The organism is Gemmatimonadaceae bacterium, from assembly GCA_036273715.1.
In the GTDB taxonomy this organism is placed as follows: Bacteria; Gemmatimonadota; Gemmatimonadetes; order Gemmatimonadales; family Gemmatimonadaceae; genus JADGGM01.
In genome coordinates, this window is sequence record DASUHB010000019.1 from 1 (window position 1) to 24896 (window position 24896).

Consider the following 24896-nt stretch of genomic DNA (forward strand, 5'->3'; position numbering starts at 1 on the left):
GATCAAGCAGAGCGCCTACGATCTTACTATTTCCTGCTCCTACGTTTTGAGTGACAATCTTTCGAGCTAGTCGAAATAGTCTCTCAATAAGGATTCTCAAATCCGCGATCTACCACTACTTCCGTTGTCAAATAGCGATGACGCTCGGACAGCTCGGGTGTCCCCGAACTCGGCGTCGAAGCAAAAGAATTGGGTCTGGGAAATGAATGTACGAGGCGAGCGACTTACGGAGCTTTCAGCACGGTCCATCCGTCGAGCTTGCGCTCTCGGGACTTCCCGACGCTTTCGCGTCGGTCGGCCTACTCGCGTATCCGTTAAGGAGGTGATCCAGCCGCAGGTTCCCCTACGGCTACCTTGTTACGACTTCGCCCCAGTCACTGCGCTCGCCTTCGGCCGCTTGCCCCCTTGCGGGTTGCGACACGGACTTCGGGCGCTCACAGCTTCCATGGCGTGACGGGCGGTGTGTACAAGGCCCGGGAACGTATTCACCGTGGCGTAGCTGATCCACGATTACTAGCGATTCCAGCTTCATGCCGTCGGGTTGCAGACGACAATCCGAACTGAGGCGGGGTTTACGGGATTGGCTTGCCGTTGCCGGCTCGCAGCCCTCTGTCCCCGCCATTGTAGCACGTGTGTAGCCCTAGACGTAAGGACCATGATGACTTGACGTCGTCCCCACCTTCCTCCGGTTTGGCACCGGCAGTCTTCCCAGAGTCCCCGGCTTTACCCGCTGGTAACTGGGAACAGGGGTTGCGCTCGTTGCGGGACTTAACCCAACATCTCACGACACGAGCTGACGACAGCCATGCAGCACCTGTGCAGGAACTCCGAAGAGGGCCCCTGGTTTCTCAGGGGTTTCTCCTGCATGTCAAGCCTAGGTAAGGTTCTTCGCGTTGCGTCGAATTAAACCACATGCTCCACCGCTTGTGCGGGCCCCCGTCAATTCCTTTGAGTTTCAGCCTTGCGGCCGTACTCCCCAGGCGGGGCACTTAATGCGTTAGCGCCGGCACTCCGAGGGTCGCTCCCCGAAGCACCTAGTGCCCATCGTTTACGGCGTGGACTACCAGGGTATCTAATCCTGTTTGCTCCCCACGCTGTCGCGCCTCAGTGTCAGCAGTTGCCCAGCGGGCCGCCTTCGCCACCGGTGTTCTTCCGGATCTCTACGCATTCCACCGCTACACCCGGAATTCCACCCGCCTCTACAACGCTCCAGCCCGCGAGTCCGCACGGCCGATCCGAGGTTGAGCCTCGGACTTTCACCGCACGCTTCACGAGCCACCTACGCGCCCTTTACGCCCAGTGATTCCGGACAACGCTCGCACCCTCCGTATTACCGCGGCTGCTGGCACGGAGTTAGCCGGTGCTTCCTCACCCGGTACCGTCAATCCCGCCTAAGCAGGAGTTTCGTCCCGGGCAACAGTGGTTTACACCCCGAAGAGCTTCATCCCACACGCGGCGTCGCTGCGTCAGCCTCTCGGCCATTGCGCAATATTCCCCACTGCTGCCTCCCGTAGGAGTCTGGGCCGTCTCTCAGTCCCAATGTGGCTGGCCATCCTCTCAGACCAGCTACCCGTCGTCGCCTTGGTGAGCCGTTACCTCGCCAACTAGCTGATAGGCCGCGAGCCCCTCCTCCAGCACCCTTGCGGGTTTTCCTCCCCAGGCCATGTAGCCCAAAGAGCGTATGCGGTATTACCCGGCCGTTGGGCCGGCTATCCCCCTCTGGTAGGGCGGGTCGCTCACGTGTTACGCACCCGTTCGCCGGTGAGTGGGTTGCCCCACCCCCCTCGACTTGCATGTGTTAAGCACGCCGCCAGCGTTCGTCCTGAGCCAGGATCAAACTCTCCAATGAGAAAAGTTCGCTTGTGGCTCTTTCCGACAGCTGCCGTGCCTCAGCACGACAACGCCAGAATCACAAAAGTTGTTCAGGTCGACTCTCCCTCGCCATCCGAACAGATCGCGAGATCAACGAGTCCGCCTCGCACAACCGTCTCTCACATCGATTGTCAATCAGCAAATATCACGATCCGCCACGCTTTCTGTGGCAGCCGCTAATGCTACTGCTGTTCATCCCCGCCGTCAACCCCAACGCTCGAACTTTTTCGCGCGAAATCGTCGAAGGGGCGAGCAACTTACTGGCAGATTTTCCAGAGTTCAAGTCCCGTGGGCGGACGTGTTCGTGAAATCATCCTCACCCGCCATCGCGCGCCCGCGCTTCCGCCTAACGGGCGACGTGCACCCCCGCTCGCTGGCGTGCGCGTGCTCGGCTTCCTCGCCTGTACACGCGGATTGAACGGAGAAGAGCACGGAAATCGCACGGATCGCTCTGCTGCTCGGCGCCTGGTCCATCAAGCGTGGTGAGCATCGATGCGGTGTTTGTTGAAAAACATGAAACAGAGCTCGGACGTGGATCCCAGGCGATCGCGTTGACCGCCAGTTCGTGCTCGGCTATTTTGCCAAGTCTGTGTTGATTCGCTGCCTCGAGTAGACGATGGGAGGCAGATCGGTGCTGGAACAGTGAATGGTGGGTGATTGCGGGGCGTAGCGTAGCCTGGTATCGCGCCTGCTTTGGGAGCAGGAGGTCACCGGTTCAAATCCGGTCGCCCCGACCTGGCAGTCGTCCCGAGTCACGATCGAGTGGGACGAGTAGACCGCCGCGCGAGAGGGAACTGGTTCGAGCGCCAGTAGCTCAGGTGGATAGAGCAACAGCCTTCTAAGCTGTGGGTCGGAGGTTCGAGTCCTCCCTGGCGCGTGGCGGAGAGAGTTGCGCCCTTAGCTCAATTGGCAGAGCAAATGACTCTTAATCATTAGGTTGTAGGTTCGATTCCTACAGGGCGCATTGGATCCGATTGACAGCAGCATGAGGACGGCCCGCGGCGATTGTTTGCCGCGGGCCGTTTGCTTTGCCTCGAGCCATATCCGACGAGCCTCGGCGCGGTGCAACTACACACGGGGTGCGTCTACCTCGAGTTCGCCGACAACCAGGCCGCCAGCTGCGCGAACGCTCGACCGCGATGACTCACCTGCTCCTTCTGCTCGCGCGTCGCCTCGGCGAACGTGACGCCAAGATCGTCGGACATGAACAAGGGATCGTAGCCGAAGCCGCCGGCGCCGCGCGGCGCGTCGAGGATGCGCCCGGTGCTCTCGCCACGGCAGACGTGCTCGCCGGATGCATCGATGTACGCGGCGACGCACACATAGCGCGCGCGCCGATCGGCCATGCCGGAGAGTTCGTGGAGCATCTTCGCGTTGTTCGCGGCGTCGAGCGCGCGGCCGCTCAGGTCCGTGCGACCGCTCCAGCGCTTGGTGTGCACACCCGGCCGACCGCCTAACGCAAGCACCTCGAGCCCCGAATCGTCGGCCACGGTGGGGCGGCGGCCGGCCCGCTCGAAGAAATAGCGCGCCTTGGCGAGCGCATTCTCTTCGAAGGTCGGGAACTGCTCGAGCGCCTCTTCCTCCATGGGGCGCTCGGCCACGCCGGCGTGGTCGAGCGTGAGGGTTTCGATGCCGTATCCGGCCAGCATGGGACGGAGCTCGTGCAGCTTGCCGACGCTGCGCGTGGCCAGGATGAGCGGCGCCGCCGGCCGCCCGCTCACACGCCTAACGCGCGCGACTGCGCCTCGAGCAGCGCCCGCACGCCGCCGGCGGCCAGCTCGAGCAGCTGATCCAGCTCCCGGCGCTCGAACGTCGCGTGCTCGCCGGTGCCCTGCACTTCCACGAATCGTCCCTCGCTGGTCATCACCACATTCATGTCGACGCCGGCCCGCACGTCTTCGGAATAGTCGAGATCGAGACGCGGCTCACCGTCGATGATGCCGACGCTCACGGCGGCGACGCGCCGCTTGACGGGCGTTGCCGTTAGGCGGCCGCGGGCGACCAGCCACGCGAATGCGTCGCACACAGCAACGCAGGCGCCGGTCACCGATGCCGTGCGCGTGCCGCCATCGGCCTGCAAGACATCGCAGTCGACCTTGAGCGTGAGCTCGCCGAAGCGGAAATCGTCGAGCATCGCGCGGAGGCTGCGCCCGATGAGCCGCTGGATCTCCTGCGTGCGTCCACCCACTTGGGAGCGCTCGCGCCCCGTACGCGTGTGCGTGGCGCGGGGCAGCATGGCGTATTCCGCGGTGAGCCATCCTTCGCCGCGGCCTTTGCGCCACCCGGGCACGCCCTCTTCGATGCTCGCGGTGCAGAGGACGCGCGTCGAACCGAACGCGATGAGACACGACCCTTCGGCGTACGGGGCAGCGCCGCGCTCGATGGTAATGGCGCGGAGCTTGTGCGGTCCGCGTCCGGTACGCGGCGTTGGCTCAGATGCGGTCACGAAGCGATGCGATGATTGCGGTAGTGGAATGTCCCGCGGTGAGCGGAACAATGACGAGACGGCCGCCCCAGCCCTCGACTTCCGCGCGGCCGACCACATCCGCCGGCGCATAGTCGCCGCCCTTGATGAGCACCTCGGGGTGGAGCGCACGAATGATCGCGAGCGGGGTGTCCTCGGGGAAGACCACGACGGCATCCACGCACTCGAGCGCGGCCAGCACGTAGGCGCGATCGGCGGCCGATCGTACGGGGCGTCCGGCGCCTTTGAGACGCCGCACCGAGTCATCACTGTTGATGCCGACGATGAGTGCGTCTGCCGTGTTCCGCGCCGTGAGGAGCAGATCGACGTGGCCCGGGTGCAGGAGATCGAAGACGCCGTTGGTGAACGCAACGCGTCCGGCATCGGCGCGCCAGCGCATGGCTCCGCCTAACGACAAGACCTTGGACGCCGGCGCTCGCACGCTCAGAACGACTTTTCCGCGTGCACGGTGAAGTCCAGCTCGCGATTCATTCCGGGGAGAAACACCGAATCGGCGTATTGCGACCAGATCGTGATGCCCTTGGACGTGCGGCGCACATGGATCCGTTGGGCGTCCGGCGGCAGGCCGAGCGAGTCCGCCTGGGCACGCAGTCGTACGATGATCGTATCATCGGGCGATGCCGCGGCGAACCTCACCTGCTGATTGAATGCATCTTGATACTGATAGTAGCGCCAATACACCTGCCCCACGGCGTACGCGACGTAGCCGAACACGATGACGAGCAGGATGAGCGTGAGGCAGCCCACGGTCACGCGTCCGGGTCGCGCGCCCGCGAGCCGGGTCACCATTGCGATTGCGCGCCCGCCACGACGTCGTTGACGATTTTCTGGATGGCCTCCTTCCGGCCGGTGGCTTCGTCACGCTCGTTGTACGAGCCGTCGCGCATCAACCCCTTCTGCGACCAGATGGAGCGGCCGGTGGCCTCGTCGATGATGTCGACGTCGACCGTGATCTGCACCTTCCGTTGGGCAGAGTTCGCCTGGTTGGGATCGGCGCTGTAGGCGATCGGAATGTCGGCCTCGTACTTGGTGATCGTGCCCTTGACGACCGCGTCCGCTTTGTCTTCGGCGGCCTCGTGCAGACCCAGCCGCGATTCGACATCGTGCCGCATCTCGGTGTACAGCTCACCCTGCAGCGTGGCCGATGCGGTCTCATTGTCGAACGGCAGCACGGCGACGCTCTTGATGCGCGGCGGCAGTCCGCCGCCGGCGAAGCCGTAGATGCAGGCTCCGGTGAGCAGCGGAATGAACGCGAGCAGCCAGCTAATGCCAGATCGACGCATCGAATGTGGAAACGGTATCAACGCGCGTGATGACGATATCGAGCGAGCGGTGCGCGTCAGTTTGTTCGTACACCACGTGGCGGTCATCGTCGCGGATGGTTCGCTCGCGAATGCGGTCGCCGTCGATGAGCTCGAGACTGCGCAAGGACGAGCTGGTGAAGGTGGCACGCCATCGGGGATTGCGACCAATCTCGACGCGCAGGGTGTCGCCGTCAACGCGGGCGACGGTGTCGGCGAGGGGCGGTACGGCGAGACGCCCGAGCGTCGCCCAGATCATGGGGACCGGCGGCAGATAGTCGTGCACGCGGCTGTCCGTCTGCTTCGGCACGGTGAGCTCATCACCGATGAGCAACGCGAACCCGCCTCCCATTCCGTTGGACACAAAGAAATCCAAACGTGCGCTGTCAGGAGATGCGATCCGAGCGGCGCCATCGCCTCTCGCGTGGTAGCCACCTTCCGAAAAGACCCAATTGAACACGATCTGCTGATCCACGGGCGGCAAGCTCGTCTCCGGAATTCGAACGGGCGCAGGCGTTCCCGTCAGCGGCGGCGCTTTCGGCGCGCAACCGATCATTGCGAGTGCGCTCACGACAAGGACGAGCGAGCGACTGCCGAGCATGGTTGACGTCCCCGCGAGGCAGCCGGTCGTGGCTGCGATCGAGGGCCGCGTCACTTCTCGCGAACCGTGAACAGGCTGTCGCCCTGAACAATCGCGTCGAGCGCATCGTACCCCGACGTGACGTGACCGAACACGGTATATCCGCCGTCCAGATGCGGCTGCGGCGACAGCGCGATGAAATACTGGCTTCCTCCCGTGTCGGGGCCGCCGAGCGCCATACCGACGGCGCCGCGGTCATAGAGACGGCGATTCAGCTCGTCGCGAATGGTGTAGGATGGGCCGCCGTTTCCATCGCCGCGCGCGTCGCCATCCTGGACGACGAAGTCCGGGACGACGCGGTGAAAGGCGATGTGGTCATAGGCGCCCGCGCGTGCTAGCGAGAGAAAGTTGAACACGGTGAGCGGCGCGTCCTCGGCGTACAACTCGATCTCGATGGGTCCGCGGGCGGTGGCGAGGACGGCGTGCGGGCGCGCGCCGCGCCATGCCGGGACGACGAGGTCACGCACGCGCGCTTCGTACCAGTCGAGTGGATGGACGGTTGCGGGCGGCGCGTCGCGCCACGCCGCGAACAGCGGACAGCCGAGCCCGGCGGCGCGCACCAGGGGATTCGCGGGCGCCGGAATCGCGCGGAGCAAGGCGGTGAGCGAGTCGGGAAACGCCGCGCTGTCGCGCTTCCAAGCGCTCGCGACGTAGTGCAGCACGGCCGCGCGCGCGTCGTCGACCGTGTCGCCCTGAGCGCGCGACCAGCCCGCCCACACGCGCGGCAGTTCGGCGGCCGACGCGTGCCCGACGAGCGACTCGATGGCGAGCGCGCGCACGTCCGCGTCGCGGTCCGTTAGGCCGAAGTACATGTACTGCCGGCGCCAGGGGTGCTGCTCGGCGGTGTCGGCGTGGGGGGCGAGCGCGGCGAATCCCGCCTCGCGCACGCGCGGGTCCGGATCGCGCGTGGCGAGCAGCGACACTTCGCGCATGCGCTCGATCGACGGCGCGTCGGCGCCGGCGTTGGCGACGGCGGCGCGATATCGCCAGTCGCCCACGTGCCACCACGAGTCCGGATTGTCGGATTCGGCCGCGGGAAGGACGACGTCGTGCTTCATTGCCGACGCGAGCAGGGCGGCGCGAAAGGCGAAGCCGGTATCGGCGCGCCAGGCGCTCATCCACACGGGCCGCGCCACGTCGGGCACTGCGCCTAACGATTGGGCGGCGGTGAGGCGGACGTTGCCATCGGCGTCGTGGAGCGCGGCGAGCAGGAGCGCGCGCGACGAGTCGCCGTAGGTGGCTGCGGCGCGCAGCGCTTCGATGCGCACGTGCGCGGACGTGTCGCGGGCGAGCGCCTGGAGCACGGGCTGCGCGACGCCGGCGAGCGAGTCGCCGGCGGCGCGATGCGACATGGCGCGGGCGACCTGTGCGCGGACGAGCGCGCTCGCGTCGCCGGCGAGGGAAGCAACCTCGCGAACGGCGGCGGCGACCGGCGAGCGAGAGACGGCGTACACCGCGGCCCAACGCAGGTCCGCATCGGGTCGGCGGAGGTACGGCCGCACGTCCTCCAGCGGAGCCGGATGCACTTTGGCGGCGGCCAAGAGAAGCGCCCGCGCGACCGCCGCCGGCCACGCGGCGCCCAACGCACGGCGAATGGCGGGCGCGGCCGGCCCGCCGATGTCGCCCAGGCTCCAGGCGGCCGCGGCGGCCACGCCGGGCGCCGCGCCTAACGCGCGCTCGAGCGCCGGCACGCTCGCCGAGTCGCGCAGCAGGCCTAACGCAAACGCGGCGCTCGCCGCGACGGCCGTGTCGGGATCGGCGAGCAGCGTGCGCAGCACCGGCGCCATCGCGGTTCCGTGCACGCGCCCAACGGCGAGCGCGGCCTCCGCGCGCTCCGCCGGGCGGCCCGAGCCGAGTGCGGCGCGCACCATCGCGGTGTCGAGGCGGCGCGCGTCTTCCATTTGCAGCAGCTGCGCGTACGCGGCGACGTCGATGGCCGCGCCGTGCGCCGGCGCAGGGGCTCCCGCGCTGTGGACCGTGCACGCGACCGCAGCCGCGACCAACGCGACCAGCGCGCCGCTACATCGAGGCGGTCGCGTCACGCGCGAGGAGCTCCCGGATGTCGCGAGGCAGCGCAACCACGCGGTGCTCGCGGTTCAACGAGACGAGCACCGTGCTCGCGGTGGCGAGCGCGGCGCCGGTGTCGGCGTTCGAGATCACGTAGTCGAAAGTCACGGTGCGTGAGGCAACGCGGCTGATGACGGTTTCGACGCGGATCATGTCATCGTACCGCGCCGGCGATTGGTAGCGGATCTCGGCCTCGGCGACGGCGAGCACGATGCCCCGCTCTTCCATCGCGCGGTACGGCATGCCCGATTGCCGAATGTGGTCCGTGCGGCCGATCTCGCACCACACGAGGTAGTGCGAATGATACACCACACCCATGCGATCCGTCTCGGCATAGCGGACGCGAAATTCGACGGAGGATGTGCGCGGCGGCATCAGACGGCGGGACGATGCGTGCGCCGCGGCGGTTTGTAAAGGTCGCGTGCGTCGGCTAGAATGAGCTCATGCTCGACGCGCCGTGCTACGTGTTCTCGGATGCGCATCTCGGCGCCGCGTCGGCGGAACGCGAGCGCGGCCTCGTGTCCTTTCTGCGGAGCCGCATCGGACAGCCCGGATCGCTGGTTGTGAACGGCGATCTGTTCGACTTCTGGTTCGAGTGGCGGCGCGTCGAACCGCGCGGGCACTTTCGCACGTTGGCAGCGTTAGCCGATCTGCGCGACGCCGGCACGCGCGTGCTCTACGTGGGCGGCAATCACGACTGCTGGGGCGGCGATCTCCTGACCAAGGATGTGGGCGTCGACTTCCATCTCGGTCCGTGGTCGGGACCGTTGGGCGGCTGGCGCGCGCTCGTCGAGCACGGCGACGGGCTGCGCGAGCGCGAAGATCGCGCGTACCGCCGCCTGCGCACCGTGTTGCGCAATCGTTGGGCGATTCGCGCGTTCCGTTGGATTCATCCCGACTGGTCGGTAGGCATCGCGGCGGGCAGCTCCGATGTGAGCCGATTGCGCGCCGCGGGCGACGGTGGCAAGGGCCTCGACGCCATTGCGATGCGCCACCTCACGCTGCGACACGATCTCGATCTCGTCATCTTTGGCCACTCGCACGTACCTGCACTACGAGGCGTGCGCGATGGCGTGTACGCCAATCCCGGCGCGTGGATGGATGAGCAGACGTTCCTGGTGGTGCGTCCCGAGCGCGTCGAGCTGCGACGGTGGACCGGATCAGCCGAGGGTGACCTTCTCGACTTCGTCGATCGCGGCGCCGAGAAAACGTTGTCCCTGCCGTAGGAAATGATCCGGCGCATCCGAGGCGACGAAGCGGTGCGTGCCGACCGCGCCCGGCGGCGCGACCAGATGGCGCTCGGCGAGCACGCGACGGGTTTCGGCCGCGGTTTCTTCGGCGCTGTCGATGAGCCGCACGTCGCGCCCAACGACTTCGGCGAGCATCGCCTTGAGCAGCGGATAGTGTGTGCAGCCGAGCACGAGCGTGTCGATGTGATCGGATGTGAAGGGGCGGAGGTATTCGCGCGCGATGAGGCGCGTCGCCTCGGTGTCGAGCCATCCCTCTTCGACGAGCGGCACGAACAGCGGACACGCTTGCGCGACGACTTCCGCATCCTGCGCGAGGGCGTGGATCGCACGATCGTACGCGCCGGAGTTGATGGTGCCGAGCGTCCCGATGACGCCGATGCGATGATTGCGCGTGGCGCACACGGCCGCCCGCGCGCCGGGCTGCACGACGCCGATGACGGGCAGCGGGAAATCGCGCTGGAGCTGCTCGAGCGCGTGTGCGGTGGCAGTGTTGCACGCGACGACGATCACTTTCACGTGCTGATCGGCGAGCCACGTAGCGATCTCGTTGCTGTAGCGGCGGACGGTGTCGGGGCTCTTGGGTCCGTACGGGACGCGGGCGGTGTCGCCGAAATAAATAATGCGCTCGTGCGGCAGCTGACGCACGAGCTCGCGGACGACCGTTAGGCCGCCGATACCGGAATCGAACACCCCGATGGGATCGCGCGGAGCCATCAAAAAGGTACCGTCACGCTGATGCTGGCCTGCCTCGCATCAGACTGCCCACGCACCTGCACGGGCACATCCCAGAGTTGGGCGGCGACGAACGCGTCGGCCGCCGATATGAGGTGCGTGAAGATGAGGAGAAACGTCCAGTCCTCGACCGCCTGCTTGCGGGCCGGGATGCGGCCGGCGTAGGGGTTGACCACATTGGCACCGACGCTGTCGGAGAAGACGCTGTCGCGCGCGAGCTCTTTGGCGGCGTGGAGCTCCTTCTCGGACTGGACGAGCATCGCGATCGAGGTGACTTCGAGGGCAGCGAAGAAGCCGCCGGCGGTCGACCGGTGGAGCGAGGCCTGGCCCCAGCCCGGCACGGCCAGCGATTCGAGCAGCGCGCGCTTGGACGAGATGGGGGCGCGGCGCGACGCGGCGCGCGCAGCCGCCGAGGTATCCGCGGCGACGGGCGCGCTGGGACCGAGGCGGGCGCTGTCGGCGCGCTGCGCGCTTGCGTTAGGCGCGCCTAACACGAGAGCCGCGAGCACCCCCAGGCACGCGACGGATCGTGGCGGGAACGTGTGGGAATCGAACCCACCCAACCCGACGTCGTCAGGTCGCAACGGTTTTGAAGACCGCGAGAGCCACCAGGCCCCATCCGCTCCCAAACGGGTCACGAGATGATGATGTCGAAGGAAGAACGAGGGTCCGCGCTCCCGATCTCAGTCGCGCCCTCGACGCGCGAAAGATACTCGGCCACCGCGGTGCGCGGCAGCGCGACGAGGAGTCCGCCGGACGTCTGCGGGTCGACGAGCAGCGCGCGATCCACGTCGCTGCACGCGCCCCATTCGACGCGCTGCTCGAGATACTCCTCGTTGCGCTCGGCGCCGCCGGTCGTGATGCCTGCCTCGGCGAACTCGCGCGCCCGCGGCAGCAGCGGTACGCGCGCGCGCGACAGGCGTATCGTCACGTTGCTCGCGCGCGCGATGTGTGACGCGTGTCCCAGCAGTCCGAATCCGGTGATGTCGGTGCCGCATCGCGCGCCGGCCGCGAGCGCGGCGCGGCTCGCCGCGGCGTTGAGTCGCGACATGGTGTCGATCATGACGCGAGTCGTGTCCTCGTCGAGCTTGCCCTGCTTGGCGGCCGTGGAGAGGATGCCGGACCCGATCGGCTTCGTGAGCACGAGGACATCGCCGGGCACGGCCGCCGCGTTGGTGAGCAAGCGCCGCGGATCCGCGCGGCCGGTGACGGCGAGTCCGAACTTCGGCTCATCATCGACGACGGTGTGGCCCCCGGCCACGACGGCGCCGGCCTCGCGCACCTTGTCCTGCGCGCCGCGGAGGATTTCCGTTAGGACGCTGAGCGGCAGCCGTCCGGTCGGGAAGGCGGCGATGCACAGCGCGGTGAGCGGTTCGCCGCCCATCGCGTAGACGTCGGAGAGTGCGTTGGCCGCCGCGATCTGTCCGAAGGCGTACGGGTCGTCGACGATGGGTGCAAAGAAGTCGACTGTCTGGACGAGGGCGAGATCGTCGGACAGGCGAAAGATCCCCGCGTCGTCGAACGTCTCGGAGCCGACGAGGAGGCGTGCATCCAGTTGGCGCGGCAGCGGCGCCAACACCGTGGACAGGTCGCCCGGACCCATCTTGGAGGCTCAACCCGCGCACCGCGCGAACGCGGTGAGACGGAACAGTTCCTCGCGGGTCTTGGAGGTGCTCATGACGGCCTCCGGCCTTCGTGCCTAACGGGACTATCGCGGGGCCCGAGCAATCACTTCGATTTCGACGCGCGCGCCGCGCGGCAGCGCCGCCACCTGCACGGTGGACCGCGCCGGCCGCGCGCCGTCGAGGTGGCGCGCGTACGCGTCGTTGAACGTGCTGAAATCGGCGAGGTCGACCAGGAACACGGTGGTCTTGACGACGTCCGTCCAGGCCGCGCCGGCAGCCGCGAGCACCGCGGTCAGATTCTCCATCACGCGGTCGGTCTGCTGGGTGATGTCGCCCTCGAGAAACTTGCCCGACGCGGGGTCGAGCGCGATCTGCCCGGCGGTAAAGAGCAGCTCGCCGGCGCGGACGGCCTGCGAGTAGGGGCCGATGGCCGCGGGAGCGTTAGGCGTGGAGACGGAAGGAAGAGACACGTGTGGCTCCGGATGGTGGTCGGTCGTTGGGCCTAAGCACAGCGCGCCGGGGGGATCCCCGGCGCGCCGGCGAACGGTCACGGGGTGCTCGTTCGACTATTCCTGATATACTCGCGTGCCGCGTCTCAGAACAGCCCCACGATGCTGCCGTCGGGCTTCACCGCCATGTGGTCCGCGGCGGGTTCCTTCGGCAGTCCCGGCATCGTCATGATGTCGCCCGCTTGCGCGACGACGAACCCGGCGCCGGCCGATGGATACACCTCGTTGATCGTGATGCGAAATCCGCGGGGTCGGCCGAGCCGCGTCGGATCATCGGTGAACGAGTACTGTGTCTTGGCCATGCACACCGGTGTGTCGCCGAGGCCGATCGACTCGAGATAGTCGATGGTCCGCGACGCTTTGGCGGAATAGTCGGCGCCGTCGCCGCCGTAGACCTTGCGCACGATGGTGTCGATCTTGTCGCGGATGGGCCGCGCTGTGTCGTACAGGGGCGTGTAGTTCGAGCCGCCGCGGTCCAGGGCGGCGAGGACTTCGCGAGCGAGCTCTTCGCCGCCCGCGCCGCCCCTCGCCCACACGTCGTTGACGGACGCGCACACGCCCTGCCTCGACGCAAAGTCGGCAACCATCGCCAGCTCGGCGTCCGTGTCGGAGGTGAAGCGATTGACGGCCACGATCACGGGCACGCCGAACTGCTTCACGTTCTCGATGTGCGCCTGCAAGTTAGGCAAACCCTTCTCGAGCGCGCCCAGGTTCTCGGTGCCCAGGTCCTTCTTGTTCGCGCCGCCGTTCATCTTCAGGGCGCGCACGGTCGCGACGAGCACGGCCAGCTCGGGCTCGAGTCCGCCGAAGCGGCATTTGATGTCGAAGAACTTTTCGGCGCCGAGGTCCGAACCGAACCCCGCTTCCGTTAGGACGACATCGGCGAGCGCGAGGCCGGTCTTGGTCGCGATGATGCTGTTGCAGCCATGGGCGATGTTGCCGAACGGTCCGGCGTGCAGCAGCGCGGGTCCGCCTTCCAGCGTCTGCACCAGGTTCGGCCGGATCGCATCCTGGAGCAGCAGGGTCATCGCGCCGACCGCCTTGAGATCGCCCGCGCGCACCGGTTTGCGCTCGGCCCCGGCGGTGGATCCGACGATGATGCGCGCGAGCCGCGCCTCGAGATCCTCGCGGCTCGACGCGAGTGCGACGACCGCCATGATCTCGCTGGCCGGCACGATCACCCACCGCTCTTCGCGCGGCACGCCGTTGGCGACGCCGCCTAACCCGATCACCGCCTGCCGCAGCGCGCGGTCGTTCATGTCGATCGTGCGCGGCCACGTGATGCGGCGCGGATCGATGTCGAGCGCGTTGCCCTGCGTCAGATGGTTGTCGAGCAGCGCCGACAATAGCGCGTGCGCCGTCGCGATCGCGTGAAAGTCGCCCGTGAAGTGCAGGTTGATGTCCTGCATCGGAACCACCTGCGCATAGCCGCCGCCCGCAGCGCCGCCCTTGATGCCGAAGACGGGGCCGAGGCTCGGCTCGCGCATGCACATCACGGCGTTGCTGCCGATGCGGCGCAGCGCCTGCGCGAGTCCGACGAGGGTCGTGCTCTTCCCTTCACCGGCGGCCGTTGGATTGATCCCGGTGACGAGCACCAGCCGGCCGCGCGTTGGGCGCTGCGAGACGTCGAGCGCGATCTTCGCTTTGTACTTGCCGTAGAGATCGAGCTCGTCGGGCGCCAGACCGAGATCGGCGGCGACGTCGGTGATCGGGCGCATACGCGCCCGTTGGGCAATCTCGATATCGGATGGAACAGTCGTAGACACCAGCACCTCAGCGGAGTGTTGAACGAGACGCGTACATACTATCCCGCGGTCGCGCGTGCTCGCCAGCTAGCCGGGAGCGGCCGATGGCGCCAGGCCGAAGAAGCGTCGCGCGTTGTCCGCCGTCGCAGCCGCGAGCTCGTCGGCCGGCGCGGCGCGGGCGCGTGACAGCCGCGCGATGGTGAGCGGCACCCAAGCCGGCTCGTTGCGCTTGCCTCGGTATGGAACTGGTGCGAGGTATGGGGCGTCAGATTCGACGAGCAAGCGCGGCAGCGGCACGAGCGCGAGCAGCGCGTCGTCGGTGAATTTCTTGAACGTGATGATGCCGCTGAACGAGATGTACCAACCGCGCTCGATGGCGAATTCGGCGAGCGCGGCCGACCCAGTGTAGCAATGCAGCACGCCGATCACGTTTGCAGCGGCCGCATCGGCGATCACGGCCCGCGTATCGTCCTCGGCGTCGCGGGTGTGGATCACCACGGGTCGCGCGCGGCGGGCGGCCAGCGCCAGCTGCGCCCGGACTGCGGCCCGCTGCGCATCGCGGGGCGCGTTGTCGTAATGGTAGTCGAGGCCGCACTCGCCGACGGCAACGGCGCCGTCCGTTAGGCAATGGTCCAGCGCCGGGATGTCGCGCGATGCATCGAACGCCGCGGCGTCGTGCGGATGGATGCCCGCCGTCCAGTACACGACTCCGGCGTGCCGCTGGGAGATGGCCTGCGCGCGGCGCGCCGCGTCGATCGACTCGCCGATGCAGACCAGCGCGAGCGCACCGGCTTCGCGCGCTCGCGCAATCACCGCGTCGCGATCGTCGTCGAACGCGGGGTCCGCAAGGTGGGTGTGGCTGTCGATGAATGCGGCCATGATGCAAAGCCGCCGCCCTGGGTGGGCGGCGGCTCCGAAGGTGTCGTGCGACTCAGGATTCGCCGGCGGCTTTGCGGCGCGGCGGCTGCTGCTGCGGCGTAGACGACGGTGTGTCCCGCGCCGATCGCGGATTGACTCCGCGGTCGCCAACCGCGCGCGGCCACTTGCGCTCGATCCACAACAGGATGACCGGCGCGACGTAGATCGAGCTGAACGTACCGGTGAGAACGCCGAACATCATCACCAGCGCGAACGGACGGATCACCTCGCCTCCCAGGAGCGCGAGCGCCATCAAGCACGCAAACACGGTGGTGTGCGTGAGCACCGAACGCGGCAGCGTTTCGTTGACCCCGCGATTCAGCGTGTCGTACATCGATTCCTTCCGCCGCTTTCGCAGGTCCTCGCGGACGCGGTCGAAGATGATGATCGTATCGTTGAGCGAGTAGCCGATCATCGTCAGGACGCCGCCGACGACGATGAGCGAGATCTCGAGGTGCAGATACTTGATGAAGGCGAGCGTGCCCAGGATGTCGTGCGCGGTGGCGATGACGGCGGCCAACCCGAATCGCCAGTCGAACCGCCACGCGAGATAGATGAGCGTGAAGAGGAACGAGACGAGGATGGCGTAGAACGCCTTCTGTCGGAGCTCGCCGCCCACCTTTGGCCCAACGGCCTCGGTGCGGTCCACGCGATAGTTCGACGCGCCGAACTGCTTGGTGAGCGCTGCTCGGATGTCGCCGGCCACCGAGGCGGCGCCGCGCGTCTGCTGCTCTACCGATCGCGGGTCCTGCGCGCGAATGACGAGCGCCGTGTCGGAGCCGAACGTTTGGATCTCCGCGCCCTTGATCCCCGCGGCGTCGAGCGTACTCCGCACGTCCTTGACGTTAGGCGGCTTGGGGAAGCTCACCTGCATGAGCGTGCCGCCCGTGAACTCGACGCTGTAGTGGTATCCGGACACGGCAATCCAGATAAGGCCGGGCACCATGAAGAGCAGCGTGACGGCCGTCGTGATCTTCCACAGGCGGATGAAATCGATTTTGGTGTCGTGCAGAATGCGCAGCATCAGATACTCAGCGTGCGGGCGCCGCGGGTGCGGTTGAGCCACATGAGGTAGAACGTCTTGACCACGAAGATCGCGCTCACCATCGACGCCGCGATGCCGCAGATGAGCGTCACGGCGAACCCTTTGACCGGCCCCGTGCCGATCCAGTACAGCACCGCCGCGGTCAGCGCCGTCGACACGTTCGAGTCGATGATTGCCGACATGGCGTGCCGGAACCCTTCATCGATGGACGCGCGCACCGTTTTGCCGCGCGCCATCTCTTCTCGAATTCGCTCGAAAATCAGCACGTTGGCATCGACCGCGATGCCGATCGAGAGCACCATGCCGGCGATCCCCGGCAGCGTGAGCGTGGCATCGAGGCCGGCCAGCAGCGCCAGGGTGAACAGCACGTACAAGCCGAGCGCGATCACCGCCAGGAACCCGGAGAACCGGTAGTAGCCGATCATGATCAGCAGGACCAACACGACGCCTAACGCGCCGGCCTTGAGGCCGTCGTGGATCGAGTCGGTGCCTAACGTTGCGCCGATCGAGCGCGAATCGACCACCTTGAGCGGCACCGGCAGCGCGCCGGCGCGCAACACGAGCGCCAGGTCCTGTACCTGCTGCAGCGGCTGGCCGCGCATCGTGATCTGTCCCCGCGTCCCGATCGCGCTCTCGATCACCGGCGGCCGCCCCATCACCCTGCCGTCGAGCACGATGGCCATGTAGTCGCCGACATGCTTGCCGGTTTCTTGACGGAATCGCCGGCCGCCTTCGCTGTTCAGCGTAAACTGGACGATGTTGCCTTCGACCGGATCGGTGGCCGGCTTGGCATCGGTGAGATATTCACCGGTAATGATCGGCTTGGAATCGACCAGGTAGAGCGGCGTGACCTGCGCGCCCTGACCAAGATCCGCCGTGGTCCCCCAGAGCAACGACTTCCCCGGCGGCAGCGCGGCAGCGACCTCCGGATACGAGAGATACCTGGTCAGCGTGGGGACATCGGTGTTGCTAACGAAGTACTCGCCCGGTATTTGACCCGGCTGAAGCAAACGGCTGAACGGGCCGTTGCTGGCGCCATTGAACACGCCGGTGTCGGATGTGTCCGTCGTTGCAGCTGTCGTGTCCGCTTTCGCAGCGGCCGCGCCTTTGGCGCCCGCCGCGCCCTTCGCCTTCCCGGTATCAGCTTTGGTCTTCGTAGTATCGGTGGGCGTGAACAACGACGAGATGGCGTTCTTGGTGGTGTCACCACTCGGTTTCGCTCCCGGGGCACCGCCCGCTGCTCGATCGTACCCCTTGCTGCGGATGATCTGATCGAGGTGCGGGAGCACCTTGTCGAGCGCGCCGGTCTTGTCCGTGATCTGGAACTCCAGGAACGCCGACTTCTCGACGAGCTGCTCGGCGCGCTCCTGATCGGTAATACCGGGGATCTCGACGGTGATGCGATCGTTTCCGACCTTTCGAACGTCGGTTTCCGCTACACCCAGCTGGTCGATGCGGTTGCGCACTACCTTGAGCGCCCGATCGATCGCTTCCGATATGTTCGCGACGGCCTGCTTGGATTGATCGACCTCGAGCGCCAGGTACATGCCGCCTTGCAAGTCGAGACCCTTCTTGAGCGGCACGTGTCGCTGCGTCGTGTCGTACCACACGCCATTCTGATTGAGCTGGCGGATGGTCGTGTCGCGCGGGAAGAGCGCCCAAATGGAGGCGCCGATGAGTATCAGAATCAGGATGATGCGATTACGGATCGTTGCCATGCGACGGCGGGAGGAGGGGCCGCGGAAGATTTCGGTAAAGTATTGAAGGTTACCGGAATAGACGGGTTCAGTCAACGCGCCGCGCGAGAATGGCGCGGGCTCGCACGCCATCGCGGCGAAGCTGCGCAACGAGCTCGTCTCGACCGGCGAACGCCCGGGTTTCTCGCAGACGCTCTACAAAGTCGACCCGCACACATGCACCGTAGAGGTCGATATCCGCGTCGAACAGGTGCACCTCGAGGCACCGCGCGAGATCGCCAAACGTGGGTCGCGGGCCGAGGTTCATCATACCCCCGAATTCGCCGACAGGCGTCTGCGCCTTGACCGCGTACACACCATCCGGGGGCAGCAGTTTGCGAGGCGGCGGCGATTCGAGATTGATGGTCGGGAATCCCAAAGACCGCCCCCGCTGCTCTCCCCGTCCGACGCGCGACTGCACTGAATACGGGCGGCCGAGGGCCCGGGCCGCATGGTGGAGGTCGCCGCCGGCGACGGCACGGCGGATGAGCGTCGACGACACGACACGGCCGTCGCCGGTGGCAACCGCGCTCACGACCTCGACGCCGAACCCTCGCTCGTGGCCGAGCGCGCGCATGACGTCGACGTCGCCTTCCCGGCCCCGGCCGAAGCCGTGGTCGTGGCCGATGACGAGGTGTTTGACGTGGAAGCGATGGCGCAGGACTTCGTCCACGAACTGCGCCGCGCTGTAGCGCTGGAGCACGGGCGTGAAGGGGACGATCGCCATATATCGCACACCGCTCTCGGCGACGACTTCGAGCTTTTCGCCGGCCACGGTCAACAGCAGCGGCGCGGCGCTCGGGTTGACCACCTCGAGCGGGTGAGGGTCGAAGGTGACCAGCACGCTGTCGAGCGACATTTCGGCGGCGCGCTGGACGATGCGCGCGAGGACGTCGCGGTGGCCCAGGTGCACGCCGTCGAACGTGCCGACGGTGATCACCGTGCCGCGCTCGTTAGGCGGGAGGCCGGATCCGTCAGGCATCGGCGAGCACGGTGCGGGGATGCCACCACTCGCCCTGCCGTTGGGCAACGGCGACGAGGGCGCCCGTCTGGTCGACGAGCGCCGCGTGGCCAACCTCGGCGTCGGGTCCGGCTCCGGCGACATCGCGGCCCAGGCGCACACGCCTAACGGCGTCGTCGTCGAGGGCGAGGACGGGGAGCGACGGCACCGCGGCGAGCGGCGGCAGCACGGGAGCGGCGCCGGCGCGCAGCACCGCGAGATCGCACGCCGCGGCGACGTCGAACCGCCCGCTGCGCAGCCGTCGCAGCGCGGTCAGGTGCGCCGCGCTGCCGGCAGCGCTGCCCAAGTCCCGCGCCAGCGCCCGCACGTAGGTACCACCGCTGCACCGCACCGTGACGTCGAGCTCGTCGTCGCGCCAGGCGCTTACCGTCCACTCGTGCACGGTGACCCGGACCGGCGCGAGATCGAGCGGTGCGCCGCGCCGGGCGGCCGCGTGGGCACGCTCACCCGCCACCTGCTTGGCTGAATAGGCCGGCGGCACTTGCGCGATCTCTCCCGTGAGGCTGCGCATCGCGCGCTCGATGGCCGCTTGCGCCGGCACGGGAGCCGAACGCACCACCGCGCCGGTGCCATCATCGGTGTCCGTTTCGTCGCCCAACTTTATGGTCGCGGCGTACACTTTTGGCTCGCCGTCGAGATACGGGAGGAGCCGCGTCGCGCGTCCAACGAGGAGGACGAGCAAGCCGGTTGCGAACGGGTCCAGCGTGCCGCCATGCCCAACGCGGCGCACGTGAAGGGTGCGGCGCGCGATGGCCACCACATCATGCGATGTGATGCCGGCCGGCTTGTCGACGAGGACCAACCCGTCAATCGTCGGCATCCTCATCGCGCGGAGGCGCATCGACGGTCGGCGCGTCGTCGCGCAAACGCGCGAGGAGCGATTCGATGCGCGTCGCGTGCTCGGCCGTTTCGTCGCGGCGGAACTCGATTTCCGGCGCGAGGCGCAGGCGCAGCGCGCGGGCGACGAGCGGGCGCAGGTGCGCGGCGAGGCTCGCCAGGCCCTCGAGCGTCGAGCGGTGCGCGGCCTCGTCGCCTAACACAGTGACGTAGACGCGGGCGTGCCGCAGATCGCGCGTGACGTCGACACCGGTGACGGTGACGAGGCCGACGACGCGCGGGTCCTTGACGCCTTCAGTGAGAAACCGCGCCACGACTTCGCGGATGCCTTCGGCGACGCGGTCGGCGCGACGATGATCGGGACTCATGCCATGCACTCGGTGAAGCGGCGCGTGCCCTTAGAAAAACGCGCGCACGGAATCGATGACGCGGCACCCGGCGGCGGTGCCGACGACGCGGTCAATGGTGGACAACACGGACTCGGCGTGCCGCCGGTCGGCGGACACGACGCACGCCGTGAGCTCGGCGCGCTGCCACGCATCGTGGTGGCCGGTCTCGGCGATCGACACGTTGTACTCGTTGTGCAACCGGGCCTTGATGCGCGAGAGCACGGACCGCTTCTCCTTGAGCGAGTGTGCGGCTGGCACGTGCAAGTCCCACGAAATGGACGCGATGGTCATGAGGCCTGGTCAGAGCGTCCGGGCGACTTCCTCCTTCCGGTAGCATTCGATCACGTCGCCGATCTTGATGTCGTTGAAGTGCTCGATGCCGATGCCGCACTCGAAGCCGTCGCGCACTTCGCGGACGTCGTCCTTGAACCGGCGGAGCGAGGCGATGGTGCCGTCGTAGATCTCGACGGCGTCGCGCACCACGCGCACGCGACCCTGGCGCGTGATGATGCCGCTGCGCACGTAGCACCCGGCCACCACGCCAATGCGCGGCACCCGGAACAGCTGCCGCACCTCGGCTTCGCCTAACGTGACTTCGCGCTCCTCAGGACGGAGCATGCCGCTCAACGCGGCGCGCACGTCGTCCACCGCCTCGTAGATGACGCGGTAGAGCTTGAGGTCGACGCCTTCGCGCTCGGCGGCGGCGCGGGCGTTGTTGTCCGGCCGCACGTGGAAGCCGATGATGATGGCGCCGGACGCCTTGGCGAGCAGGATGTCGCTCTCGGTGATGGCGCCGACGCCGCGGTGCACGACCTCGACCTTCACCTCGGCGTTGGACAGTTGGCCTAACGCATCGGCGAGGGCTTCGGCCGGACCGCCCTGGTCGGCCTTGATGAGCAAGGGCAGCGTGCGCACCTGGCCCGCCGCGGCCTGCGCCATGAAGTCCTCGAGCGACACGGCGACGCGCGACGTGCGGCGGCTCTTGGCCTCGCGGTCGAGGCGCTGGCGCCGCTGCGCGACATCGCGCGCCGCGGTCGCGTCTTCGACGACGAGCAGCTGGTCGCCCGCCATCGGCACGCCCTCGATGCCTAACACCTGCACCGGAATCGCCGGCCCGGCGGACGGGACCGTCTTGCCGCGCTCGTCGAACAGCGCGCGGACGCGCCCCGAGTACATGCCGCAGATGAAATCGTCGCCCACCTTGAGCGTGCCCTGCTGGACGAGCAGCGTCGCCACCGGTCCCTTCCCCGGATCCAGCTGCGCTTCGACCACGGTGCCTACCGCCTTGCGCGACGGATTGGCCTTGAGATCGAGAATCTCCGCCTGCAGGAGCACCTGATCCAGCAGGTCGCCGACGTTCGTGCCCTTCTTCGCCGAGATCGGCGTGGCGAGCGTGTTGCCGCCGAATTCCTCGAGCACGACGCCGTGCTGCAGCAGGTCCTGCTTCACCTTCTGCACGTTGGCGCTCGGCAAATCGATCTTGTTGATCGCGACGACTAACGGGACGCCCGCGTTCCTGGCGTGCGAGATCGCCTCGATGGTCTGCGGCATCACCTGGTCGTCGGCGGCGACCACGAGCACGACGATGTCGGTGACCTGCGCGCCGCGCGCCCGCATGGCGGTGAACGCTTCGTGGCCCGGGGTGTCGAGGAACGTGATCTGACGCCCGCCGGGCAGCGACACGTGGTAGGCGCCGATGTGCTGCGTGATGCCGCCGGATTCGCCGGCGACGACGTTGGCCTTCCGGATGTAGTCGAGGAGCGACGTCTTCCCGTGGTCGACGTGGCCCATGATGGTGACCACCGGCGGACGCGGCGCAAGATTCTCGGGCAGCTCTTCGACCGTCTCCTGTGCCGCGGCGTACTCGGCTTCGCGAACCGCATGGAATCCGAATTCGCTCGCGATCAAGTCGATCTGATCGAAGTCGAGGCGCTGGTTGATCGTGACCATGAACCCGAGGTTCTTGAGCGCGAATGTCACGATCTGCGTGGGCGGAATCTTGAGGATCGACGCGAGCTCGCTGACCGTGATGAATTCGTTGACGTGCACGGAGGTGCGCTCGCGCTCGGCTTCGGCTGCGCGCAGCGCTTCCATCTCCTCTCGCGACGCACCTTCATCGGCGCGCCGCGGACCGCGGCGCGTCGGAGCGCCGCGAAGGGCCGTCATGGTCCGGGAGATGTTCGCCGTCACGGCTTCCTGATCGACGGCGCCGCGCTTGCCTTTCTTGCGCTTCCCGCCGCGCTTTTCTTCGCGGCGCGGCGGCGCGCCCGTGGCCGCGCCGGGGGCGGCCGACGCGATGGGCCGCGGGGGGAACGGCGTGGACGATGCGACCGGCTTGGGCCGGGGTGGACCGGGCACGACCGGGCGCGGCCGCTGCCAATCGGCGGGCGGCTGCGACCCAGGCGCGCGTTGGGTCGGCGCCGACGCGGGTCCGGCGTGCGCCGCGGCGGCCGGATGATCGGCCGGCGGCGCGGCGCGGCCGTGCTCGGCCGGGCCGGTGTCCGGGAACGCGCGCGACGGCGCGTGCGCGCTGCGTTGGGCATCGGCCGGCGTTAGGCGGGCGGGCGGGCCCAACGGCGAGGCCGGCGCCTCGAAGGGGCGCCGCGTCTCGACGTCATCGACGTGCGTGTGCGGTTCGTCGTCGGTCTCGGACGGCGCGCCGCCGTTCGACCCCACCGCCGCCGCCTCCGCGGCCTCCGCGGCCGCCGCTTCGGCGGCCGCGATGTCCGCGGCGCGGCGGCGCCGACGCTTGACCGGCTCCCCTGATGCGGCCGGCTCTGGCTCGGGCGCCGGTGCCGCGGCCGCCGTCGCACGGCGACGGCGGCCCGGCGCCGGCGCCGGCTTCTCCTGACGCGCGCGCTTCTCCCGCTCCCACCGCGCACGCAGTCTCGCGACCTGCTCGTCCGTCAATGGGCTCAGATGACTCCGCACCGGAACGTCCATCGACCGGAGCATGGTCATCAGGTCGTCGTTGGAAATCCCGAATTCGCCTGCCAGGTCGTGCACACGCAGCTTGATCAAAACACCCCTCCTCTGGAGCCCCCGCCGGGAGCCGATCTCGCAACGGCGCGAATCCCGCGCGCCAGATCGCGATCTACAATGCCTACTGCCGCCGTCGTCTCACGTCCAACCGCCGCGCCTAACGCTGCCGCGCTCGGCCCCTCCACGATCATCACCCGCCGCGCCTTGAGCAGCGGAATCACCTTCGCCAAACTGTGGCGCGACGCGTCCGGCGCCACCACCACCAGCGCCAGTCCGCCCCGCCGCGCCGTTTCGCGCACCCGCTCGACACCCACCACCGCGTTTCGCGCGCGGTGGCCGAGTCCCACGAGACCCGCGACGCGCCGGTCGCGCTCCGCGTCCGTCACGCTGCGCTTTCGTCCGGTCCGTCGGCGCCACCACCGGCGCCGCTCTCCCCGCCCTCTTCCGTGGTCAGCTCGTCGATCATCGCCATGATCCGATCCGCTTCCTCCGGTGCAATGCCCGGCAGTCTCAGAAAATCTTCCCGCTCGAGATCGATGATGTCGTTGAGCGTCCGATAGCCGGCATCTTCGAGCACCGCCACCGTTGCCGGTCCGAGTCCCTCGATTTCGGACAGCTTCACGTCGGCCGCTTCGCTCTCCTCCGGCAAGGGCTGGAAGAGCGGCGCCTCGCCTCCGCGCTCGAGCCACTCGCGGCTGGAATAGAGATCGATCTTCCACCCCGTGAGCTCCGACGCCAGACGCACGTTCTGTCCGTTGCGCCCAATGGCGAGCGACAGTTGATCTTCGTCCACCACCGCCTGGATCGCGCGGCCCGCGGGATCGCTGAACACGCGCGCCACGCGCGCCGGCGCGAGCGCCATCTTGGCGAATCGCTCCGGATCGGACGACCACGGCACGATGTCGATTTTCTCTCCGCCTAACTCGTTCACCACCGCCTGCACGCGCGAGCCCTTGAGCCCGACGCACGCGCCGACCGGATCGATGGAATCATCGCGCGAGAACACCGCGATCTTCGTGCGGCTCCCCACTTCGCGCGCCACCGCGCGAATCTCGACGATGCCCTGCTGAATTTCAGGCACCTCGAGACGGAAGAGCGCCTTCACGAACAAGCCGTCGGCGCGCGTGAGGATCAGCCGCGGCCCCTTGGGCGTTTCCTCGATGCGCTTGAGCACCGCGCGCATCGGCTCGCCCTGGTGATAGTGCTCGCGATGATTCTGCTCGCGGTACGGCACGATCGCCTCCGCCTCGCGAAACTTGTTGAGCATGATCACGAGCTTGCCGCGCTCGATCTGCTGCACTTCGCCCGACAGCAAGTCGCCGACCCGGCCGGAGAACTCGTCGCGAATCCGCGTGCGCTCGCGCTCGCGAACGCGCTGGATGATTCGCTGCTTCGCCGCCTGCGCCGCCGTGCGTCCGAACTCCGCGAACTCGATCGGCTCCTCGAGCTGGTCGCCCGCTTCGAAGCCTTCGTCGTAAATGCGCGCCTCTTCCACCGAGATCTCGCGACTCGGATCCGTCACCGCGTCGACCACCGATCGAAGGCGAATGATCCGGATCTCGCCCTTCGCTTCATCGATCGACACCTCCGCCTGCACCGTTGGGCCGTACTTCTTCGCGAGCGCGGCAAAGATGCCGTCCTGGAGCAGCGCATGCAGCTCGGACCGATCGAGCTGCTTCGTGTTGCTCACCTCGCGGATCGCACTCAGGATGTCGTCGGACGCCATCGCGACTGCCTCTCTC

The 24896-nt window shown here is 67.6% G+C and carries 24 protein-coding genes, 4 tRNA genes and 1 rRNA gene; 4 read left to right on the forward strand and 25 right to left on the reverse strand.

Features of this window, described 5'->3' with window-relative positions; translation table 11 throughout:
* Positions 1-315: 315 nt before the first annotated feature.
* Positions 316-1849: ribosomal RNA gene (locus VFW04_03350) — 16S ribosomal RNA — on the reverse strand.
* A gap of 683 nt (positions 1850-2532) precedes the next feature.
* On the opposite strand from VFW04_03350, the gene VFW04_03355 reads away from it, so the two are divergent.
* From VFW04_03355 to VFW04_03365, 3 genes are all read left to right on the forward strand, one after another.
* Positions 2533-2606 (forward strand) — tRNA-Pro (locus VFW04_03355).
* A 69-nt stretch (positions 2607-2675) separates the two neighbouring features.
* Positions 2676-2749: transfer RNA gene (locus VFW04_03360), tRNA-Arg, on the forward strand.
* 14 nt (positions 2750-2763) lie between these two features.
* Positions 2764-2836: transfer RNA gene (locus tag VFW04_03365), tRNA-Lys, on the forward strand.
* A gap of 121 nt (positions 2837-2957) precedes the next feature.
* Here the strand turns inward: VFW04_03365 and rdgB are convergent.
* The 8 genes from rdgB to VFW04_03405 are packed head-to-tail and all read right to left on the reverse strand — an operon-like array spanning position 2958 to position 8740.
* Positions 2958-3593 carry an RdgB/HAM1 family non-canonical purine NTP pyrophosphatase gene (rdgB, locus tag VFW04_03370; protein HEX5178344.1) on the reverse strand — a complete coding sequence of 212 codons (636 nt, stop codon included), beginning with the start codon at positions 3591-3593 and terminating at the stop codon, positions 2958-2960.
* On the reverse strand, positions 3590-4318 hold the full coding sequence (rph, locus tag VFW04_03375; protein ID HEX5178345.1) for a ribonuclease PH: 729 nt from the start codon (positions 4316-4318) through the stop codon (positions 3590-3592). Before rph ends, rdgB begins: the two co-directional genes overlap by 4 nt.
* On the reverse strand, positions 4305-4778 hold the full coding sequence (gene rfaE2, locus VFW04_03380; GenBank protein HEX5178346.1) for a D-glycero-beta-D-manno-heptose 1-phosphate adenylyltransferase: 474 nt from the start codon (positions 4776-4778) through the stop codon (positions 4305-4307). Before rfaE2 ends, rph begins: the two co-directional genes overlap by 14 nt.
* A gap of 2 nt (positions 4779-4780) precedes the next feature.
* Positions 4781-5146 (reverse strand): hypothetical protein, encoded by a 366-nt coding sequence (locus VFW04_03385; GenBank protein HEX5178347.1) that lies wholly within the window; start codon positions 5144-5146, stop codon positions 4781-4783.
* A complete protein-coding gene (lptE, locus tag VFW04_03390) occupies positions 5140-5640 on the reverse strand; it encodes an LPS assembly lipoprotein LptE (protein ID HEX5178348.1) in 501 nt (166 codons plus the stop codon). The genes VFW04_03385 and lptE overlap by 7 nt, the downstream gene beginning before the upstream one ends.
* A complete protein-coding gene (locus VFW04_03395; protein HEX5178349.1) occupies positions 5621-6259 on the reverse strand; it encodes a hypothetical protein in 639 nt (212 codons plus the stop codon). The genes lptE and VFW04_03395 overlap by 20 nt, the downstream gene beginning before the upstream one ends.
* Positions 6260-6309: 50 nt before the next feature.
* The gene (locus VFW04_03400) at positions 6310-8340 is read right to left on the reverse strand and encodes a peptidylprolyl isomerase (GenBank protein HEX5178350.1); all 2031 of its coding nucleotides are present in this window, start codon (positions 8338-8340) and stop codon (positions 6310-6312) included.
* Positions 8318-8740 (reverse strand): thioesterase family protein, encoded by a 423-nt coding sequence (locus VFW04_03405; GenBank protein ID HEX5178351.1) that lies wholly within the window; start codon positions 8738-8740, stop codon positions 8318-8320. Before VFW04_03405 ends, VFW04_03400 begins: the two co-directional genes overlap by 23 nt.
* Positions 8741-8808: 68 nt before the next feature.
* Between VFW04_03405 and VFW04_03410 the strand changes: the two genes are divergently transcribed.
* Positions 8809-9591 carry a UDP-2,3-diacylglucosamine diphosphatase gene (locus VFW04_03410; protein ID HEX5178352.1) on the forward strand — a complete coding sequence of 261 codons (783 nt, stop codon included), beginning with the start codon at positions 8809-8811 and terminating at the stop codon, positions 9589-9591.
* On the opposite strand, the gene murI is transcribed toward VFW04_03410, so the two are convergent.
* The 16 genes from murI to nusA all read right to left on the reverse strand — a co-directional run bounded on the left by murI (position 9526) and on the right by nusA (position 24880).
* Positions 9526-10329, reverse strand: a complete 804-nt coding sequence (gene murI, locus VFW04_03415) for a glutamate racemase (GenBank protein ID HEX5178353.1) — start codon at positions 10327-10329, stop codon at positions 9526-9528. The genes VFW04_03410 and murI overlap by 66 nt on opposite strands.
* Entirely contained in the window at positions 10329-10856 is a 528-nt protein-coding gene (locus VFW04_03420; GenBank protein ID HEX5178354.1) for a hypothetical protein, read from the reverse strand. Before VFW04_03420 ends, murI begins: the two co-directional genes overlap by 1 nt.
* 21 nt (positions 10857-10877) lie before the next feature.
* Positions 10878-10974 (reverse strand) — tRNA-Sec (locus tag VFW04_03425).
* Positions 10975-10981: 7 nt separating this feature from the next.
* Positions 10982-12025 carry a selenide, water dikinase SelD gene (gene selD / locus VFW04_03430; protein HEX5178355.1) on the reverse strand — a complete coding sequence of 348 codons (1044 nt, stop codon included), beginning with the start codon at positions 12023-12025 and terminating at the stop codon, positions 10982-10984.
* 30 nt (positions 12026-12055) lie between these two features.
* Complete coding sequence (locus tag VFW04_03435) at positions 12056-12442, reverse strand: Rid family detoxifying hydrolase (GenBank protein ID HEX5178356.1); 387 nt, start codon at positions 12440-12442, stop codon at positions 12056-12058.
* Positions 12443-12567: 125 nt separating this feature from the next.
* Positions 12568-14247, reverse strand: coding sequence for a formate--tetrahydrofolate ligase (locus tag VFW04_03440; GenBank protein HEX5178357.1), 1680 nt, complete (start codon positions 14245-14247; stop codon positions 12568-12570).
* A gap of 66 nt (positions 14248-14313) precedes the next feature.
* Complete coding sequence (locus tag VFW04_03445; GenBank protein HEX5178358.1) at positions 14314-15105, reverse strand: TatD family hydrolase; 792 nt, start codon at positions 15103-15105, stop codon at positions 14314-14316.
* 52 nt (positions 15106-15157) lie between these two features.
* Positions 15158-16168, reverse strand: a complete 1011-nt coding sequence (secF, locus tag VFW04_03450; GenBank protein HEX5178359.1) for a protein translocase subunit SecF — start codon at positions 16166-16168, stop codon at positions 15158-15160.
* Positions 16168-17907 (reverse strand): protein translocase subunit SecD, encoded by a 1740-nt coding sequence (gene secD, locus VFW04_03455; protein ID HEX5178360.1) that lies wholly within the window; start codon positions 17905-17907, stop codon positions 16168-16170. The genes secF and secD overlap by 1 nt, the downstream gene beginning before the upstream one ends.
* Positions 17908-17974: 67 nt before the next feature.
* Positions 17975-18907, reverse strand: a complete 933-nt coding sequence (locus VFW04_03460) for a bifunctional riboflavin kinase/FAD synthetase (protein ID HEX5178361.1) — start codon at positions 18905-18907, stop codon at positions 17975-17977.
* Positions 18900-19766: a tRNA pseudouridine(55) synthase TruB gene (gene truB, locus VFW04_03465; protein HEX5178362.1), complete on the reverse strand. Its 867-nt coding sequence runs from the start codon at positions 19764-19766 to the stop codon at positions 18900-18902. The genes VFW04_03460 and truB overlap by 8 nt, the downstream gene beginning before the upstream one ends.
* The gene (gene rbfA, locus VFW04_03470) at positions 19753-20151 is read right to left on the reverse strand and encodes a 30S ribosome-binding factor RbfA (GenBank protein HEX5178363.1); all 399 of its coding nucleotides are present in this window, start codon (positions 20149-20151) and stop codon (positions 19753-19755) included. Before rbfA ends, truB begins: the two co-directional genes overlap by 14 nt.
* 30 nt (positions 20152-20181) lie before the next feature.
* Positions 20182-20463, reverse strand: coding sequence for a DUF503 domain-containing protein (locus VFW04_03475; protein ID HEX5178364.1), 282 nt, complete (start codon positions 20461-20463; stop codon positions 20182-20184).
* 9 nt (positions 20464-20472) lie between these two features.
* A complete protein-coding gene (infB, locus tag VFW04_03480) occupies positions 20473-23193 on the reverse strand; it encodes a translation initiation factor IF-2 (GenBank protein ID HEX5178365.1) in 2721 nt (906 codons plus the stop codon).
* Positions 23190-23540 carry a ribosomal L7Ae/L30e/S12e/Gadd45 family protein gene (locus VFW04_03485; protein ID HEX5178366.1) on the reverse strand — a complete coding sequence of 117 codons (351 nt, stop codon included), beginning with the start codon at positions 23538-23540 and terminating at the stop codon, positions 23190-23192. Before VFW04_03485 ends, infB begins: the two co-directional genes overlap by 4 nt.
* Positions 23537-24880 (reverse strand): transcription termination factor NusA, encoded by a 1344-nt coding sequence (gene nusA / locus VFW04_03490; GenBank protein ID HEX5178367.1) that lies wholly within the window; start codon positions 24878-24880, stop codon positions 23537-23539. Before nusA ends, VFW04_03485 begins: the two co-directional genes overlap by 4 nt.
* Positions 24881-24896 lie beyond the last annotated feature (16 nt).

What these genes read in the sequence shown, in the direction of transcription:
- VFW04_03385 (HEX5178347.1), bottom strand. Translation starts at nt 5,146, where the DNA reads ATGGTGACCCGGCTCGCGGGCGCGCGACCCGGACGCGTGACCGTGGGC.
- lptE (HEX5178348.1), bottom strand. Translation starts at nt 5,640, where the DNA reads ATGCGTCGATCTGGCATTAGCTGGCTGCTCGCGTTCATTCCGCTGCTC.
- VFW04_03395 (HEX5178349.1), bottom strand. Translation starts at nt 6,259, where the DNA reads ATGCTCGGCAGTCGCTCGCTCGTCCTTGTCGTGAGCGCACTCGCAATG.
- VFW04_03405 (HEX5178351.1), bottom strand. Translation starts at nt 8,740, where the DNA reads ATGCCGCCGCGCACATCCTCCGTCGAATTTCGCGTCCGCTATGCCGAG.
- VFW04_03410 (HEX5178352.1), top strand. Translation starts at nt 8,809, where the DNA reads ATGCTCGACGCGCCGTGCTACGTGTTCTCGGATGCGCATCTCGGCGCC.
- murI (HEX5178353.1), bottom strand. Translation starts at nt 10,329, where the DNA reads ATGGCTCCGCGCGATCCCATCGGGGTGTTCGATTCCGGTATCGGCGGC.
- VFW04_03445 (HEX5178358.1), bottom strand. Translation starts at nt 15,105, where the DNA reads ATGGCCGCATTCATCGACAGCCACACCCACCTTGCGGACCCCGCGTTC.
- secF (HEX5178359.1), bottom strand. Translation starts at nt 16,168, where the DNA reads ATGCTGCGCATTCTGCACGACACCAAAATCGATTTCATCCGCCTGTGG.
- secD (HEX5178360.1), bottom strand. Translation starts at nt 17,907, where the DNA reads ATGGCAACGATCCGTAATCGCATCATCCTGATTCTGATACTCATCGGC.
- VFW04_03460 (HEX5178361.1), bottom strand. Translation starts at nt 18,907, where the DNA reads ATGCCTGACGGATCCGGCCTCCCGCCTAACGAGCGCGGCACGGTGATC.
- truB (HEX5178362.1), bottom strand. Translation starts at nt 19,766, where the DNA reads ATGCCGACGATTGACGGGTTGGTCCTCGTCGACAAGCCGGCCGGCATC.
- rbfA (HEX5178363.1), bottom strand. Translation starts at nt 20,151, where the DNA reads ATGAGTCCCGATCATCGTCGCGCCGACCGCGTCGCCGAAGGCATCCGC.
- VFW04_03475 (HEX5178364.1), bottom strand. Translation starts at nt 20,463, where the DNA reads ATGACCATCGCGTCCATTTCGTGGGACTTGCACGTGCCAGCCGCACAC.
- nusA (HEX5178367.1), bottom strand. Translation starts at nt 24,880, where the DNA reads ATGGCGTCCGACGACATCCTGAGTGCGATCCGCGAGGTGAGCAACACG.